We start from the raw sequence: 17,269 nt of genomic DNA on the forward strand, positions 1-17,269 counted from the left end.
CACCTACTGCTAGCCAGTTGGGTGGGACGGCTACTTGCCGAGGAACTTGTCGAAGCCCTTGGGCAGGTTCAGCTGTGAGGGGTCGAAGTCGCCGGAAGGCTGGCCGAATGCCGCGCCGGTGCGGACGGCGTTCGCCCGCTTGTTCTCGGCGTCGCGCAGTTCCTGGGCAGCCTTGGCGGGGTTTCCGGAACGGGCCTTCTTCTTGGGCGCATTCTTGCTTGCCTTGCGGGACCCGCCACCGAGGCCGGGCATGCCAGGCATCCCGGGCATGCCGCCGCCCTGGGCCAGCTTCTTCATCATCTTCTGGGCCTGCGCGAAACGCTCCAGGAGGCCGTTGACCTCGGAGACGTGCACACCGGAACCACGGGCGATGCGGGCCCGACGGGAGCCGTTGATGATCTTCGGAGCCAGACGCTCGTGCGGGGTCATGGAGCGGACAATCGCCTCCACGCGATCGATTTCCCGCTCGTCGAACTGCTCCAGCTGCTGGCGGATGTTCTGCGCACCCGGCATCATCATGAGCATTTTCTTCATGGAGCCCATGTTGCGGATCTGCTGCATCTGGGCGAGGAAGTCGTCCAGGGTGAAGTCTTCCTGGTCGGCGAACTTCTTCGCCATCCGGGCCGCTTCATCCTTGTCCCAGTTCTTCTCGGCCTGTTCGATCAGGGTGAGAACGTCACCCATGTCGAGGATGCGGGAAGCCATGCGGTCCGGGTGGAACAGTTCGAAGTCGTCCAGGCCTTCGCCGGTGGATGCGAACATGACCGGCTTGCCGGTGACGGACGCGACCGAGAGCGCGGCACCACCGCGGGCGTCGCCGTCGAGCTTCGACAGCACGACGCCGGTGAAGTTGACGCCTTCGTCGAAGGCAACCGCCGTGTTGACGGCGTCCTGGCCGATCATGGAGTCGATGACGAACAGCACTTCGTTCGGGATGATCGCCTGGCGGATACGGCGCGCCTGGTCCATCATTTCGGCGTCGACGCCGAGGCGTCCCGCGGTGTCCACGATCACGACGTCGTGCAGCTTCTGCCGGGCTTCGTCGACGCCGGCGCGTGCGACGGCGACGGGGTCGCCGGTGGGAACATCCAGATCCGAGGTGGTGCCGGGGTGCGGAGCAAACACAGGTACGCCGGCGCGTTCGCCGACAATCTGGAGCTGCGTAACGGCGTTTGGACGCTGGAGGTCGGCGGCAACGAGCACAGGGCTGTGGCCTTGCGCCTTGAGCCATTTGGCAAGCTTGCCCGCGAGGGTGGTCTTACCCGCACCCTGCAAGCCGGCGAGCATGATGATGGTGGGCCCGGTCTTCGCCAAGCGGATACGGCGGGTCTCGCCGCCGAGGATCTCCTGGAGTTCCTCATTGACGATCTTGACGATCTGCTGGCTCGGGTTCAGTGCTGCGGAAACCTCGGCGCCCAAGGCGCGTTCACGGATGCGGCCGGTGAACTCGCGGACCACGGGCACGGCAACGTCGGCGTCCAAAAGGGCACGCCTGATCTCGCGGACGGTGGCGTCGACGTCGGCCTCAGTGAGGCGGCCCTTGCCACGGAGATTCTTGAAGGTTGCTGTCAACCGGTCAGAGAGTGAATTGAACACGCGCCGTGCACTTCTTTCAATGGTCTACGAATGGCGGCCGTTCCGACGCACCAATGTCTTGACGATTCCTGCCCCAAACAAATCTGACTCAACTGAGGGACTCGACTATCTAGGGTACCAAGACGCGCCTGCAAGATGGCATGCTGGCACAGTGACCAGCAAAACAACAGTAAATACGTTGCTCATCCTAGGCGCCTCCGGAGATCTGACGGGCCGATTGCTGTTGCCGGGCCTCGCCAGGCTCGTGGCAAGCGGCCTCGCGGACGGCCTGAAGCTTGTCGGAGCGGGCTCCGACCCATGGACGCCCGAACAATGGACCAAACGCGTGGGCGACGCCTTCGAGGAGGCAGCCAAGGGTGCAAGTGCCGCAGGCAAGAAAGCAATCGCGGCACTGGAGAAAAGTACCGAATACCATCAAGTGGATGTCACGGCGGACGGCCAGCTCGCGACGCTCCTGGCCGGGCTTGAAGCACCAATCGCCGTCTATTTCGCTTTGCCTCCACACATCAGCCAGAAGGCCTGCGAGATCCTCACCGCCCAGCAGCTCCCTCCCGAAACTAGCCTGGTGATGGAGAAACCCTTCGGATCCAGCTCCGAATCCGCCCGTGAACTCAACAAGACCCTCGCCGCTTTGGTCCCGGAAGACCACATCCACCGCGTGGACCACTTCCTTGGCAAGGCCACCGTCTTCAACATCCTGGGCCTGCGCTTCGCCAACAGGTTCCTGGAGCCGGTGTGGAACCGGGACCACATCGAAAAAGTGGAGATCATCTTCGACGAAGACCTCGCACTCGAAGGGCGTGCCCGCTACTACGACGGAGCCGGCGCCCTCAAGGACATGATCCAGAGCCATTTGCTCCACATCATGGCATTGCTTGCCATCGATGCCCCTTCCACCATCGGCGAGCGCGATCTCCGCGACGCCATTTCAACGGTGCTGCGTGCGAGCAGCATCACCGCGCCCTACAAGAAGTCCACCCGACGGGCGCGCTACACCGCCGGCCGGATCGGCGACCGGGACGTGCCGGACTATGTCGCCGAAGCGGGCGTGGACCCTGCACGGGAAACGGAGACGCTCGCAGAAGTCGAAGTGGGAATCGATAACTGGCGCTGGAAAGGCGTCCCCTTCATCCTGCGCTCGGGAAAGGCTTTGGGTGCCGCGCGGAAAGAGGCCATCATCACCTTCCGGCCCGTCCCGCACCTGCCGTCCGGATTCGAGGGCGTGGACTCCCCCAACCAGCTGCGCATCGGCTTCGGTCCTGACACCCTGCAGATCGACGTCGACGTCAACGGTCCCGGAAATATCTTTACTCTCGATCGAGTGACGCTCAACGCAGAACTGAATGCCTCCGATCTGCTGCCCTACGGAGAAGTGTTGGAAGGCGTCATTACCGGCGATCCGCTGCTCTCGGTCCGCGGCGACACCGCCGTCGACTGCTGGCGGATCATCGAGCCCGTGCTCAAGGCCTGGGCCAAGGATTCCGTGCCGCTCGAAAAGTACGACGCCGGCGGGCCGGGTCCCGCGGACTGGCCCACCGCCGTCGGGGACTAACCAGGCGGCCACGCTCCTGCGCTCCTGCGCAAGGGCACACGCAAGAGGGGCCGGGTACCTTTCCAGGTACCCGGCCCCTCCTTTGCGTTGGGCCTTAGATGGCTGCTGCGCCTCGCTCGCCCGTGCGGACACGGACTGCTTCGTAGACGTCCACAGTCCAGACCTTGCCGTCACCGGCACGGCCGGTATTGGAGGAAGCAATCAGGACATCGAGGATGTCGTCTGCCTGCTCATCCGTGGCCAGGACCTCCACGCGGATCTTGGGAAGCAGATCCACGTTGTACTCGGCCCCGCGGTACACCTCGGTGTAACCACGCTGCCGGCCGTAGCCGCTGGCCGCGCTGACCGTCAGTCCCTGTACCCCGTATGCTTCGAGCCCCTCGCGGATGGCGTCGAGCTTCTCCGGGCGGACGATCGCCGTAATGAGTTTCATGCCTGGACACTCTCCTTGCCTGATACGGATGCTTCGTCAGCTGCTTCGGACGATACCTTGCCGGTGATGAGGTCGTGAAGGGGCTGGAAGCTTCCGCCGTGGCCGCCGACACCGAACTCGTACGCCGTCTCGGCGTGCAGGCTGAGGTCTGCTCCGGCGATCTCCTGGCGTTCGGAGATGCGGAAGCCCATGAGCTTGTGGATCGGGTAGGCGATGATGAACGTCATCACGCCGGTGAAGACGATCGAGCAAAGTGCCGCGAGCGACTGCGCAACCAGCTGGGTGGTCCCCCCGCCGTAGAACAGGCCTGCGGGACCCTGGGTCGGGGTGGCGAGGAAGCCGATGGCCACGGTGCCGATGATGCCGGACACCAGGTGGACGCCGACGACATCCAGGGAGTCGTCGTAGCCGAGCTTGAACTTCAGGCCGACAGCAAGGGCCGAGGCGACGCCGGCTGCGATACCGAGGGCGATCGCGCCGAGCGGGGAAACGTTGGCGCAAGCCGGGGTGATGGCAACCAGGCCGGCGACGACGCCCGATGCCGCACCAAGCGACGTGGGGTGGCCATCACGGATGCGCTCCACGACAAGCCAGCCGAGCATGGCCGCTGCCGGTGCGACGAGCGTGTTGATCCAGATCAGGCCAGCCTGCTGCACGTTTGCGGCGGCACCGGCGTTGAAGCCGAACCAGCCGAACCAGAGGATGGCTGCACCGAGCATGACCAGGGGCACGTTGTGCGGGCGGTGGTTCGGGTCCTTGCCGAAGCCCTTGCGGTTGCCGATGATCAGGACGAGGATGAGGCCGGCCACACCGGCGTTGATGTGCACCACGGTGCCACCGGCGAAGTCGATGACGGGAGCGAAAGTCTGGCCGAACCAGCCGGTTGCCGAGAAGAGGCCGCCGCCCCAGACCATGTAGGCCAGGGGTGCGTAGACGAGGGTGGCCCAGATCGGGGTAAACAGCGTCCAGGCCGAGAACTTGGCGCGGTCCGCGATGGCACCGGAGATGAGGGCGACGGTGATGATCGCGAAGGTTGCGGCGTATCCAACGTGGAGGAGGTCTGCCGGATCGGTGAAGTTGTGCAGGCCGAAGTGGCTGAACGGATTCGCGAAGATCTGGAAGAAGTTGTCCGTGTTGCTTGTGGACATCGAGGCGCCCCACAGGACCCATACGAGGGTCACTGTGCCGATGGCGATGAAGCTCATCATCATCATGTTCAGGGCGGCCTTGGCACGGGTCATGCCGCCATAGAAGAATGCCAGGCCCGGGGTCATGAACAGCACGAAGGCTGATGCGACCAGGAGCCAAACGAGACCGGCGGTGAAGTCCATGTCTACGTCCTCTCTGCTTTTAGTTGCGGGCTGAGCCGCCTGTCCCAACGCATTTGCGTTCTACATAAGAGTTTTGCGGGGCAGTGTTTCACCTGCGAAGGTTTTAGATTGCGGGGCTGTTACAAGAACTTCTCGAACGTAAATGGTGCATATCACCCTTGTTACGGATATGTTTCGTCAGTTCCACTTTCCCCGCGTTCGTACTACCCAGAGGACCCCGACACCATGACTGCAAGCCCCGAATCCCCCGCCAATCAAGGAGCGAGGGCCGCGAAGGCTGCAATGCCACGGGACATCAAGGTGATGTTGGCGGCAGCGTTCCTGATTGCCTTGGGTTTCGGCCTCGTGGCGCCCGTACTCCCCCAGTTCGCCACGACGTTCGACGTCGGAGCAACGGCAGCCGCGGTGATCGTGAGCATTTTCGCGTTCATGCGCTTGGTGTTCGCTCCGGCCGGGGGTGCCCTGATGGGTCGGTTCGGCGAGCGTCCCGTGTACATCGCAGGGTTGCTGATTGTGGCTGCGTCGACGGCAGCCTGCGCCTTCGCCCAGAACTATTGGCAGCTGCTGGTCTTCCGGGGCCTTGGCGGAGCCGGTTCCGTGATGTTCACGGTTGCGGCGATGGGCCTCTTGATCAGGCTCGCCCCTCCGGAAAGCCGCGGACGGGTCTCCGGCGCGTACGCCTCCGCATTCCTGATCGGCAGCGTCCTGGGGCCCGTGGTTGGCGGGCTGCTGGCCGGCTTCGGCCTGCGCGTCCCCTTCCTCGCCTACGCGGCAGCCTTGGTCCTGGCGGCCTTGGTTGTTCGCACGCAGCTGACGGGACGTTCACGGGGAGCGACGCAAGGCGGCGCGGCGGGGCCGGCAATGCGCATGAAGGAGGCTTTGGGCGATTCTGCCTACCGGGCCGCCCTGCTCTCCAGTTTCAGCAATGGCTGGGCGACCTTCGGCGTGCGAATGGCCACTGTCCCCTTGTTCGCAGTGGTTGTGCTGGCCGGAGGCTCCGCCTCGGCGGGTTGGGCGCTGGCCGTGTTCGCGGGAGGAAACGCGCTGGCGCTGACCTTCTCCGGCCGCATGGCTGATAGTTTCGGCCGGAAGCCCATGATGCTGCTGGGCTTGATAGTCACCGGCCTGGCCACCGCGACCATCGGGTTGACCGGCAATCTTCCCGCGTTTTTCGCTGCGTCGGCTGCTGCCGGCTTCGGCTCCGGCTTGCTGAACCCGGCCCAGCAGGCCGCCGTCGGGGACATCATCGGCCGTGGCCGTTCCGGCGGCAAGGTGCTGGCGGCTTTCCAGATGGCCTCCGACGCCGGAGCTATTGTTGGCCCTGTCCTCGTCGGCCTCGTGGCTGATGGACTTGGCTACGGCTGGGCCTTCGGCGCAACCGGCGGCATCCTCCTGCTCGCCGCCGTCGGCTGGTCCGCGGCACGCGAGCCGATGCAGCGCGGCCAGGAAAGCGTCGACTCACCCAACTAGCTAGCAGTAGATGTCGTTAAGAGCCTTGAAAACGACAACAACTGCTAGTTAGTTGGGCTGGATGCGCCTAGTTGAGCAGGGCGTCGACGAAGGCTTCGGCCTCGAACGGCGCGAGGTCGTCCGGGCCTTCGCCCAGTCCAACAAGCTTCACCGGCACGCCGAGGGCCTTTTGGATCGCGACGACGATCCCGCCCTTCGCGGTACCGTCCAGCTTCGTAAGCACGATTCCCGTGATGTTGACTACCTCGGAGAAGACCTTGGCCTGATTCAGGCCGTTCTGTCCGGTGGTCGCATCCAGTACGAGCAGGACTTCGTCCACTTCGGCCAGCTTCTCGATGACGCGCTTGACCTTGCTGAGCTCGTCCATGAGGCCAACCTTGTTTTGCAAGCGGCCGGCGGTGTCGATCATGACGACATCCACTTCCTGCTCAATGCCGGACTTGACGGCTTCATAGGCGACAGAGGCTGGGTCTGCGCCGACGACGTGCGACCTGACGGTTGCGACGCCGACACGCTGACCCCACGTAGCGAGCTGCTCGGCAGCCGCCGCACGGAAGGTGTCGGCGGCGCCCAGCAGGACGTCCTTGTCTTCGGCGACGAGAACGCGCGCCAGCTTGCCGACGGTGGTGGTCTTGCCCACCCCGTTGACGCCGACGACGATCATGATGGCCGGGTGGGCGCCCTTGCGTTCCACGTTCAGGCTGCGGTCCATCGTGGGATCCACGAGCTTGATGAGTTCCTCGCGCAGGAGGGCCTTGACATCCTCGGGGCTACGGGTGCCTTGGACCTTGACCCGCGCACGCAAGGCATCGACCAGCTGCATGGTGGGCTCGGTGCCGAGGTCGGCGAGCAGCAGTGTCTCTTCGACTTCGTCCCAGACGTTTTCGTCGATCTTGTCGCTCGAAAGCAGGGCCAGGAGACCCTTCCCGAGAATGCTGTTCGATTTGACCAACCGCGCGCGAAGCCGGTTGAGGCGGCCCTCGACAGGCGCAGGGGTCTCCACCTGGATAAGTTCCAGTCCCGCGGCGTCGTCCGGAACGTCGGTCTCCGGTACGGCGAGGTCGGCGGGTTCGACGACTGGCCCGGGCGCCGTGCGATCCGGCGCGATCCCGGGGGCGTCGTCGACGATCGTTCCGCCGCCTGCCGGCGCCTTGTCGGCGGGGTCGTTGGCGTCGCGCTTTCCAGCGTAAGTCGAGGAGGACTTCCGCACCTTGAGCAGGACAGGAATCAGCCCTCCGACCACCACGATGGCAGCGACAATGGACAAAATAATGGGGAGGAGATCGTTCACTCCCCTAGCTTCTCACAAAGCTAGACCTCGGCACCGAGCCTTTGGCTGATGACGGTGGACACGCCGTCGCCCCGCATAGTCACTCCGTAGAGGGCGTCCGCGACTTCCATGGTCCGCTTCTGGTGCGTAATGACAATCAGCTGGCTGGACTCGCGCAGCTCTTCGAAAATCGTGATCAGCCTGCCCAGGTTCGTATCGTCCAACGCGGCTTCCACTTCGTCCATGACGTAGAACGGCGAAGGCCGCGCCTTGAAAATCGCCACGAGCAGCGCGACAGCCGTCAACGACCGTTCGCCACCGGAAAGCAAGGACAACCGCTTGATCTTCTTCCCGGCAGGCCGTGCCTCCACCTCGATGCCGGTGGTCAGCATGTCGTTGGGGTCCGTCAGCACCAACTTGCCTTCACCGCCGGGGAAGAGCCGCGCAAAGACGTGGTCGAACTGTTTGGAGGTATCGGCGAAGGCCTCGGCAAAGACCTGCTGGACGCGGTTGTCCACCTCCTTGATGATGTCCAAAAGGTCCTTGCGACTGGACTTGAGGTCTTCCAGCTGCGTGCTCAGGAATTGGTGGCGCTCCTCGAGTGCGGCGAATTCCTCAAGCGCCAGGGGGTTCACTTTGCCAAGGGCTGCGAGGTCCCTTTCGGCCTTGCGGAGCCGTTTCTCCTGCTCGGCGCGGACGAAGGGAACACCCTCGACGATGGCGTTCCCGTCCTCGTCCACCGGCGCGCGGAGTTCGGCCCACTTGTCCACGGCAGCCGCGGGCACGGGAACGGGCTGCTCCGGACCGAAGTCGGCCACGAGTTGTTCCGCCGACAGGCCAAGCTCCTCGATGGCGCGGGTTTCCAGCGTTTCGATCCTGAGCCGTTGCTGGGCTCGCGCGAGTTCGTCGCGGTGGACGGAGTCCGTCAGTCCCGCCAGCTCCTGGGCCAACTTCTCATTGCTGCTCCGGACATCAGCGAGTTCCTTTTCGCGCTGCTCCCGGACGGCCTCGGCGACGTCCCGGGCGCGGGCGGCCAGGTCCACTGACACGTCAACGAAACGCACGGTCTGTTCGACGGCGGAAGCAACGGCGGAAGCCCGCTCGGCTTGCGCTTTGCGACGCAAGGCCCGGCGCGCAGCTTCCTCCCGTGCCCGCCGTTCGCTCGCGGCGGCCCGCTCCAAGGAGGCGGCCCGGTTGCTGGTCGCAGCGAGCTGTTCTTCAGCGCTCCGCAAGCCCAGCCTGACCTCCATCTCACGGGACCGTGCTTCGCTGGCAGCCCTGGCCAAGGCATCGCGTTGCTCCGTGGACGGCTCTTCCTCCTGGGGGGCCTCTTCTGCTGCGGCCAACCGTTCCGCCGCAAGCTCAAGGGACTCCTCTGCCACGGCGATGTTCAGTTCGGCCTTGGCGAGGGACTCCGCCATTCGATCGCGCTCCGCGACGGCGCTGCGCAACTGGGAATTCAAGTGGCCAAGCCGTTCGGCGACGGCAGCCAGGCGGGCATCCGAATCGTGGAGTTTGTCGAGCGCCGCGTTCGCCCGTTCCTGGGCATCGGCCCGGCGTGCTTCGGCTCCAGCCAGGGCGAACTTTCCCCGCTCAAGACGGGTGGCGAGCTCCAGGAGCCGGGCATCGGCGTCGTCCACTGCGGCCTGGACTTCAAGGAGCGACGGCGCCGTGGCCGATCCACCGTCCACCGTCAGTGCCCTGAAGACATCTCCTTCCCGGGTCACTGCGGTAAGCCCCGGGTTGCCGGCAATGAGGCTGGCCGCCGTTTCCAAGTCGTCGACGACGGCGGTGGACGCCAGGAGGGTCATGACGCCTCTCGCTTCGGGAGCGTCAGCCGCCACCAACTCGGCGGCCCAGCGAGCGCCGTCGGGCAGCATCGGCGACTCCGGCAGGCCAGCCTCGGGACCCGCAGAGGGCACAGCGCCTGCCACCAAAAGCGAGGCGCGTCCGGCGTCGGCGTCCTTCAAGAGCCGCATCGCGGCGACGGCCCCCGCGCCGTCCGCCACCACGACGGCGTCGGAAGCACTGCCAAGTGCTGCGGCCACGGCAGTCTCATACCCGGGCTCCACCCTCAGGAGGGAAGCGAGCGGGCCCAACACACCGGGGTGGTCCGAGGACAGAAGCCGCGAGGAGCCATCCTTGCGGTTGAGTCCAAGCTGCAAGGCATCACGGCGGGCGGTGAGCGCATCGCGTTCGCGGACTTCATCGCGTTCGGCAGCCTTCAACGCCTCAATCTCGGCGTTGATCTCGTCAAGAAGGGCGCTGGCGTCTTCGTATTCGGCGTCGAGGCTTTCTTCGCCGTCTTCGACGCCGGCCACTTGCGACTCGAGGGCCGTAAATTCGCTTTGCGCGTGGCGACGACGTTCCTCACCGGCTGCCAGCGATTCCCTGAGCCTGCCCCGCTCAGCCTCGGCCGCCTCGGCCCGGGAGCGTGCGGCGGCCAATTGACCGACGAGCTTCGCGAGGCCTTCACGGCGATCGGCGGCTGCCCGCAACACGGCCGTCAGGCGTTTGTCTTCGGCGGCGGCCAGGTTCTCGGCGTCCTGTTTGGCTGCGGTTGCCTCAAGCAGGCCCGCTTGCTTCGCCAGGATGTCGTGCTCAAGCTCCAATTGTTCCTGCCGGACCCGGGCGGCCTGCCGGTCCAGATGGTCCGGATCGCGGCCTGAATCCGGGGCAGCGTCGGAGGCGCCGAGGAGGCGGCGACGCTCGGTCGCGAGCGATCCCAAGGCGCGGAGCCGGTCCCTGGTTGCGGACAGCTGGTACCAATCGTCCCTGGCCGCATTGAGCCGGGGTGTCGCCTCGGCCGCGAGCTGCTCGAGGCGGATCTGGCGTTGGCGGCCTGCGGCGAGCTCCGCTTCCACTACCTCGCGGCGCTCTTTCAACGCGGCCTCGTCGGCGACATCCTTCTCCAACGCCCGGGTGTGCCGGACGAGATCATCGGCCAGCAGCCGGGACTTGGCGTCGCGGACGTCGAACTGCACGGTCTGGGCGCGGCGGGCGACTTCGGCCTGCTTGCCCAGCGGCGTGAGTTGACGACGGATTTCCGCCGTGAGGTCACCAAGGCGTTGCAGGTTCGCCTGCATGGCTTCCAGCTTGCGGACGGTCTTTTCCTTGCGACGCCGATGCTTGAGGATACCTGCGGCTTCTTCAATGAATCCCCTGCGGTCCTCGGGGGTGGCGTGCAGGACGCGGTCCAACTGCCCCTGCCCCACGATCACATGCATCTCCCGGCCAAGGCCTGAATCCGAGAGCAATTCCTGGATGTCCAGGAGGCGGCAGGGCGATCCGTTGATGGCGTACTCGGATCCGCCGGTCCGGAAGAGCGTGCGGGAAATGGTGACTTCGCTGTACTCGATCGGCAGGGCGCCGTCTGCGTTGTCGATCGTCAGGGCAACGTGCGCGCGGCCCAGCGGAGGCCGCCCCGATGTGCCGGCGAAGATGACGTCTTCCATTTTGCCGCCGCGCAGGGTCTTGGCGCCCTGTTCGCCCATGACCCAGGCCAGCGCGTCAACCACATTGGACTTGCCCGAACCGTTGGGGCCAACAACGGCGGTGACGCCCGGCTCGAAGTCGAACGTCGTGGCCGACGCGAACGACTTGAATCCCCGGACAGTCAAACTTTTCAGATGCAAGGTGTTTCGGATCTCTTTCAATGTCGCCGGTGGCTACTTTACGGCTAAATCTACTGCCCGACGGCGGAAATCCCCGGATTTGCGGGGCAAACCGGCGAATCCGCGCTACCAGCGGCCGTTGCGCGGCTTCGGCTGGCAGATCGGGCACGTGTACGAGGAGCGGTTCATGAATTGCTCGCGTTTGATCACACCCGGAAGTCCAACGGCGGAACACCGCCTGCACGGCTCGCCCGCCCGTCCATAGGCATCCAAGGACCGGGCGAAGTATCCCGAAACTCCGTTGACATTGACGTAAAGCGAATCGAAGCTCGTCCCGCCGGCTGCGAGGGCGTCGCTCATGACTTCCTTCGCGGCATCGACGAGCCTCACGGCATCGGCCCGCTTGAGGGTGTCTGTCGGTTTGGCATAGTGCAGCTTGGCCCGCCAGAGCGATTCGTCGGCGTAGATGTTGCCTATCCCGGAGATGACTCCCTGATCCAACAGGGCACGCTTGAGCCCGGTCTTGCGGGCTTTGACCTTGCGGTAGAAGTCGTCAAAGGAAAAATGCGGGTCCAGCGGATCGCGGGCGATGTGCGAGGCTTCTTCAGCAATTTCCGGGAGGGGTGTCTCGCCCTGGCCGCCGGGACCGCCGTCGGAGGTCGGTACAAGCGAGGTGACAAACAGTCCGCCGAAGATCCGTTGGTCCACGAACCGCAACTGCTCCGGCATGCCATCCGACGTGCTGAGGCGGAAGCGGACTTTGAGGTGCTTCTCGTCCGGAACCCCCGGATCCTGCATGAGGAGCTGCCCGCTCATGCCGAGGTGCGCCATCAGCGCGACGCCGGGGACCGCTTCGCCGGGGATCATTTTGCCGGACACAGCCCCGCCGGTGCCGCCGGGTTCCTCGGTCCGCAGGGGCATCCACAGGAACTTGCCGCGCCGGACGACATCCAAAACCGTGGAGTTCTCAAGGTTCCCGATGAAGTCTTCCGTGCCCAACGCGTGACGGCGGATGGAACGGGGATCGAGCACCTCCACGTCAGTGATGGTCCGGCCGCGCACCCAGCGTGCCAGGCCGCGGCGGACCACTTCGACTTCGGGCAGTTCCGGCATGTGAAGAATCAGGCGCTGTGCGCGGGATCAGCCGGAGAGTCGGCTTTGCCATTCAGCGCGACCTTGCTGTTAAGGGTGCGCCACGCATCTGCTGCGGCTTCCTGCTCGGCTTCCTTTTTGGAGTGGCCCGTGCCTTTGCCGTAGGCGGTGCCGCCGATCTGGAGCACTGCCTCAAAGCTGCGCGCGTGGTCCGGGCCGGAGCCTTCGACTGCATAGTAGATGGACCCGAGCTGACGGCTTGCGGCAAGCTCCTGCATGCTGGTCTTCCAGTCGGTGCCGGCGCCGAGGGCTGCGGCATCCTTGAGCAAGGGTCCAACGAGCCGCATCACGAGCTGCCGGGCGGTCTCAATGTCGTTGGAAAGATACGTGGCGCCGATGAGCGCTTCCATGGTGTCCGCAAGAATTGAAGACTTGTTCTTACCGTCGGTGAGCCTTTCGCCCTGCCCGAGGTAGATGAATTCGCCGATTCCGAGGTCCCTGCCGATACCCGCCAGTGCGCGGGTGCTGACGACGGCGGAGCGTCGCTTCGCGAGTTCGCCCTCCGGAAGCGCCGGGTTGTCGCGGTAGAGCGAATCGGTCACGGAAAAGCCCAGGATGGAGTCGCCCAGGAATTCGAGGCGCTCATTGGTGGGAATCCCACCATTTTCATACGCGTATGAACGATGTGTCAGAGCAAGACGAAGCGTCTCGGCGTCAATGGAGACACCGAGACGCTTCAGAAGCTCTTCAGTTGAAGACATCCTTGTCAGCCTTGTGGCGGATTTAGACGTCTGCGACCTTGCGGCCCTTGTATTCAAGGAACAGCGCGGTCCCGGCAGAGTCGGTGACGACCTTTGCCTGGTGCGGCAGGCTGTAAACAACCTGGCCGTTTTCGATGGTCTTGACCAAGTTGGGGGCAGTTGCCTTCCACTGGGCACGGCGGGCGCGTGTATTTGCGCGAGACATTTTCCGCTTGGGAACAGCCACGGCTATCTCATTTCTCTTTTAGTCAACACTTACTAATCAGTTTGCCGGTCGGTCTTAGCCAGTTCAGCTAGGGCAGCCCAGCGAGGATCCAGGTCCTCGTGGTGGTGCCCCGGCTCGTCTTCCAGACGCACTCCGCAGATTGAGCAAAGGCCCTGGCAGTCTTCCCGGCACACCGGCTGGAACGGCAGCATGGTTACAACCGCGTCCCGCAACACCGGTTCAAGATCGATTAGATCGTGCTCGACTCGACGTTGCTCTTCATCGTCTTCTTCGTCCGAAAGCTCGACGCCTTCATAGAAGAAAAGTTCTTGCACATTGACCTCAAGGTCATACGCAAGGGGATCCAGGCATCGTCCGCATTCGCCCTTGACTTCAGCGAACACAGTTCCAGATACCAGAATTCCTTCGTGTACGGCCTCAAGCCTCAAGTCGAGCTCGATATCCGAGCCTTCCTGTACGCCAATGAGTGCCACGCCAAGGTCACTTGGCGCGGGTACATGTTCCGTGAGCGTCCGCATGCTTCCTGGACTACGTCCGAGGTCCTTGACGTCCAGCGTCAAGGGCGAACTTGCATCTCGCTTAATGAGAACTCCTGTAGAACATATGACCGACGTACCATCTTAGCCTGAACGCGCGAGCGGACTCAAACCGGGTCAATTACAACGCGTTCTGCCCGAGGTACCGATCCAGCTTACCCGTTGCGGGGCTACTCCGCTGCCGACCCGCCAGCAAGGAGCCTCCTGAGCACCGATTTAGGCACGAAATCGGAGACATCCCCGCCCAGGAGGGAGATTTCCTTGATGAGCGTGGACGACAAATGCAGGTAATGGGCCTCAGCCGGAAGAAAGACGGTCTCGACGCCGGACAACTGGCGGTTCATGGTGGCCATGGGAAGTTCGTAGTCAAAATCCGAGGACGAACGCAAGCCCTTCACGATCGCCGAAATTCCCCGGTGCCTGCAGTATTCGGCGAGCAGTCCCTCACCCATGGGCTCCACGATGATCCCCCGCAAGGAAGCCAGGGTCTCCCGGGCCATGTCCATGCGCTCTTCCAAGCTGAAGCGGTACTTCTTCGCGTAGTTGGTGGACACCGCGACGACGACTTCATCGAACAAGCCGGCGGCCCTTGCGATGACTTCCAGATGTCCGTTGTGGATAGGGTCGAAGGAGCCAGGGCACACAGCGCGTCTCATGGTTCGAACCTACCCCATCCGGGGCCGCAGGCACTATGGCGATACCATGGCTGAAACGGCGGGCCGGACGAGCCGGAAGCCAGCACCCAGGAAGGCAACCCCACAGTGACGAGCCCGGCCTCTCTCAGCCAGAACACGTCCGCCGCGCCATGGCAGCGAGCCGCCAGCGGAGCCAACCTGCTTTCGGCCGACGGCAGCCTAGGAGTGACCATCTTCGAAGAAATGACCACCCTGGCGATGTCCACCGGCGCCATCAACCTGGGCCAGGGATTCCCGGACGAGGACGGGCCGGCGGAAATCAAGGCAGCAGCCCAGGCGGCCATTACGGCGGGAGCCAACCAGTACGCTCCCGGCAAGGGCATCCCTGAACTTCGCGAGGCCATCGCCGCACACCAGGAACGCTTCTACGGACTGACCCCGGACCCGCAGACGGAGGTCGTTGTGACCACCGGAGCCACCGAGGCCATCGCCGCCGCATTGCTCGCATTCATCGAGCCCGGCGACGAGGTCCTGACTTTCGAGCCCTTCTATGACTCTTATGGCGCCATCATCGGACTTGCCGGGGCCAAGCATGTGACAGCTCCCTTGCTGGCACCGGACTTCCTTCCGGACGTGGATGCCATGGAATCGGCATTCAGCGAGCGCACCAAGGTTGTGCTGCTCAACAACCCGCACAATCCCACGGGGGCGGTCTTCCCGCGCGAGGTGCTGGTACGCGTCGTCGAACTCGCCCGGAAATACGATGCCGTGATCCTCAGCGATGAAGTCTACGAGCACCTCACCTTCGGTGTGCAGCACCTTCCGGTCGCCGGTATCCCCGGAGCGGCCGAACGAAGCGTCACGATTTCCTCGGCCGGCAAGACGTTCTCGTTCACCGGCTGGAAGATCGGCTGGCTCAGCGGACCCGCCCACCTTGTGGCGGCGATCCGCACCGTCAAACAATTCCTCAGCTACAGTTCCGGCACCCCCTTCCAAAGTGCGATCGCAGTGGGCCTTGCCCTTCCCGATGAGTTCTATAGCGGTATCGCGTCCACCCTCCAGCACAAGCGGGACATCCTGGCCGAGGGACTGCGGGCCGCCGGCTTCGGCGTCTACACGCCGCAGGGAACATACTTCATCAATGTGGACACCGCGCCCCTCGGCATCAGGGACTCCGTGGACTTGGCACGAAAGCTTCCCGAGCTCGTAGGAGTGGCCGCCATCCCTGTACCCGTGTTTTGCCACCCGGAAGGCGCGGAGAGGACGCGCAGCCTGCTCCGGTTCGCGTTCTGCAAGAAGACCGAAGTATTGGAAGAAGCGGCCGCCCGGCTGGCCACCCTGCGGAACAAGCTCTGACCGTGTCAACGGAGCAAAATCACGAGGGGCGTCGATTCCTGCGGGCCACCGGCCAGCATGCCGCAATCGAAGCCGACACGCTGATCGACGGCGCCTACATCCTGCGCATCGGCGACGCCGAGCAATCCCATGTCAACCTCGCGGAACCCGCGGAAATCTTCTACGAATACCTGCGCAGGATCGGCCATGTGGTGGATCTGGCCGCGCCGGCCGGACAAGCAATCACTGCACTTCATCTCGGCGCTGGGGCCTTGACCCTGGCCCGCTATATCCAGGCGACGAGGCCAGGTTCGGAACAACACGCCGTCGAACTCGAACGTGAATTGCTCGACTTCGTGCTGCAGAAGTTGCCCATGCCTGACGGCACCCTTTTGGAGACCCATATCGGCGACGCGCGCGAAACACTCGCCGAACTGCCCGCGGAACTCGAGTTCGACGTCGTGATCCTGGACATCTTCTCCGGTCCCGAGGCTCCGGCGCATATCGCCTGCCAGGAATTCTATGAAGAGGCCGCGGCGCGGCTCCGGCCCGATGGAGTGCTCATCGTCAACGTCGGCGACGAAGCAGCCCTGACCCTGGTACGCAGCCAGGTCGCCGCGATGCGCCGGGCGGTGCCGGACGTTGCCGCGTTCGCTGAGGCTGGCATGTTCGCCGGCCGCTATCCCGGCAACATCATCCTGGTGGGAACGCGCCGGCCGTGGCCGGCTGGCTGGACAGCGGAACTCCTGGCCCGGGGGCCGCACCCGGCGGCCGTACTGAGCGGAGTGGAACTGGACCGGTTGTCGGGCTAGCGCCGGCTTTCGGGCTAGCGCTAGACGGGCTCGGCGAACCAGAGCTTGGTTTCGCCGTACTTTTTGTCGGCAAACCGTTCCAGGGTGTCCGGCCAGTCCGGTTCCGGGGACCGTGAGGAACGCTCGACGACCACCACCGCGCCTTCATCGAGGTGGAAGGCAAGCTTGGTGAGGACAGCCTTGAGGGAAGGCTCATCCAAAGGGTACGGCGGATCCAGGAACACCAGGTCCCAGAGGACGTCATCCGCCGCGCGCTCCAGGAAGGACTCCACTTTGGAACGTAGGACCGAGACAGTCCTTCGCCCCAGCACTTGGTTGGCCATGTCTGCATTTCGCTGGCAGACCTCGGAGGCGCGTGCATCAAATTCCACGAGTTCGGCAGAGCGCGCGCCCCGGCTTGCACTTTCGATGCCGAGAGACCCCGAACCCGCGTAAAGATCCAGAACCCGGGCGTCGTCGATGGCGTCGAGCGCCTCGAGCCGGGAGAACAACGCTTCCTTGACGCGGTCCGTCGTGGGCCGGGTGGCGTTTCCGGGGACGCTGACCAGCGGGTTTCCGCCGACCACGCCGGCAATGATCCGGCTCACCGGCCACCTCCCGGTCCGG

At 64.4% G+C, this 17,269-nt stretch carries 15 protein-coding genes; 4 read left to right on the top strand and 11 right to left on the bottom strand.

Translation table 11 applies throughout. The features are described from left to right. Window positions 1-30 precede the first annotated feature (30 nt). Entirely contained in the window at window positions 31-1,596 is a 1,566-nt protein-coding gene (ffh, locus tag QRN51_RS01365) for a signal recognition particle protein (protein ID WP_284988338.1), read from the bottom strand. Window positions 1,597-1,747: 151 nt separating this feature from the next. Here ffh and QRN51_RS01370 point away from each other — a divergent pair, with 151 nt between their 5' ends. Continuing rightward, window positions 1,748-3,148 (top strand): glucose-6-phosphate dehydrogenase, encoded by a 1,401-nt coding sequence (locus QRN51_RS01370; protein WP_284988339.1) that lies wholly within the window; start codon window positions 1,748-1,750, stop codon window positions 3,146-3,148. A 94-nt stretch (window positions 3,149-3,242) separates the two neighbouring features. Here the strand turns inward: QRN51_RS01370 and QRN51_RS01375 are convergent, their stop codons facing one another. After that, entirely contained in the window at window positions 3,243-3,581 is a 339-nt protein-coding gene (locus QRN51_RS01375) for a P-II family nitrogen regulator (RefSeq protein WP_028264639.1), read from the bottom strand. Beyond that, complete coding sequence (locus QRN51_RS01380; protein ID WP_059387668.1) at window positions 3,578-4,912, bottom strand: ammonium transporter; 1,335 nt, start codon at window positions 4,910-4,912, stop codon at window positions 3,578-3,580. The genes QRN51_RS01375 and QRN51_RS01380 overlap by 4 nt, the downstream gene beginning before the upstream one ends. Window positions 4,913-5,137: 225 nt before the next feature. Between QRN51_RS01380 and QRN51_RS01385 the strand changes: the two genes are divergently transcribed. Beyond that, a complete protein-coding gene (locus QRN51_RS01385; protein WP_284988340.1) occupies window positions 5,138-6,382 on the top strand; it encodes an MFS transporter in 1,245 nt (414 codons plus the stop codon). 67 nt (window positions 6,383-6,449) lie between these two features. Here QRN51_RS01385 and ftsY read toward each other — a convergent pair whose 3' ends face one another. The 7 genes from ftsY to coaD form a co-directional block, all read right to left on the bottom strand. Further along, window positions 6,450-7,673 (bottom strand): signal recognition particle-docking protein FtsY, encoded by a 1,224-nt coding sequence (gene ftsY, locus QRN51_RS01390; RefSeq protein ID WP_284988341.1) that lies wholly within the window; start codon window positions 7,671-7,673, stop codon window positions 6,450-6,452. Window positions 7,674-7,693: 20 nt separating this feature from the next. Then, window positions 7,694-11,287 carry a chromosome segregation protein SMC gene (smc, locus tag QRN51_RS01395; RefSeq protein WP_284988342.1) on the bottom strand — a complete coding sequence of 1,198 codons (3,594 nt, stop codon included), beginning with the start codon at window positions 11,285-11,287 and terminating at the stop codon, window positions 7,694-7,696. Between the two features lie 105 nt (window positions 11,288-11,392). Then, window positions 11,393-12,379 (bottom strand): bifunctional DNA-formamidopyrimidine glycosylase/DNA-(apurinic or apyrimidinic site) lyase, encoded by a 987-nt coding sequence (gene mutM, locus QRN51_RS01400; protein WP_284988343.1) that lies wholly within the window; start codon window positions 12,377-12,379, stop codon window positions 11,393-11,395. 8 nt (window positions 12,380-12,387) lie between these two features. Next, window positions 12,388-13,119 carry a ribonuclease III gene (gene rnc, locus QRN51_RS01405; RefSeq protein ID WP_284988344.1) on the bottom strand — a complete coding sequence of 244 codons (732 nt, stop codon included), beginning with the start codon at window positions 13,117-13,119 and terminating at the stop codon, window positions 12,388-12,390. A 22-nt stretch (window positions 13,120-13,141) separates the two neighbouring features. After that, on the bottom strand, window positions 13,142-13,345 hold the full coding sequence (rpmF, locus tag QRN51_RS01410; RefSeq protein WP_028264646.1) for a 50S ribosomal protein L32: 204 nt from the start codon (window positions 13,343-13,345) through the stop codon (window positions 13,142-13,144). A 32-nt stretch (window positions 13,346-13,377) separates the two neighbouring features. After that, a complete protein-coding gene (locus QRN51_RS01415; RefSeq protein WP_059387665.1) occupies window positions 13,378-13,905 on the bottom strand; it encodes a YceD family protein in 528 nt (175 codons plus the stop codon). 146 nt (window positions 13,906-14,051) lie between these two features. Beyond that, entirely contained in the window at window positions 14,052-14,537 is a 486-nt protein-coding gene (gene coaD, locus QRN51_RS01420) for a pantetheine-phosphate adenylyltransferase (protein ID WP_059387664.1), read from the bottom strand. A gap of 105 nt (window positions 14,538-14,642) precedes the next feature. Here coaD and QRN51_RS01425 point away from each other — a divergent pair, with 105 nt between their 5' ends. After that, complete coding sequence (locus QRN51_RS01425) at window positions 14,643-15,872, top strand: aminotransferase class I/II-fold pyridoxal phosphate-dependent enzyme (protein WP_059387663.1); 1,230 nt, start codon at window positions 14,643-14,645, stop codon at window positions 15,870-15,872. A 2-nt stretch (window positions 15,873-15,874) separates the two neighbouring features. After that, window positions 15,875-16,663: a spermidine synthase gene (locus QRN51_RS01430; protein WP_284988345.1), complete on the top strand. Its 789-nt coding sequence runs from the start codon at window positions 15,875-15,877 to the stop codon at window positions 16,661-16,663. Window positions 16,664-16,683: 20 nt separating this feature from the next. On the opposite strand, the gene rsmD is transcribed toward QRN51_RS01430, so the two are convergent. After that, the gene (gene rsmD / locus QRN51_RS01435) at window positions 16,684-17,250 is read right to left on the bottom strand and encodes a 16S rRNA (guanine(966)-N(2))-methyltransferase RsmD (RefSeq protein ID WP_284988346.1); all 567 of its coding nucleotides are present in this window, start codon (window positions 17,248-17,250) and stop codon (window positions 16,684-16,686) included. Between the last annotated feature and the right edge of the window lie 19 nt (window positions 17,251-17,269).

Origin of the sequence: Arthrobacter sp. efr-133-TYG-120 (assembly GCF_030209785.1) — a bacterium.
GTDB lineage: Bacteria > Actinomycetota > Actinomycetes > Actinomycetales > Micrococcaceae > Arthrobacter.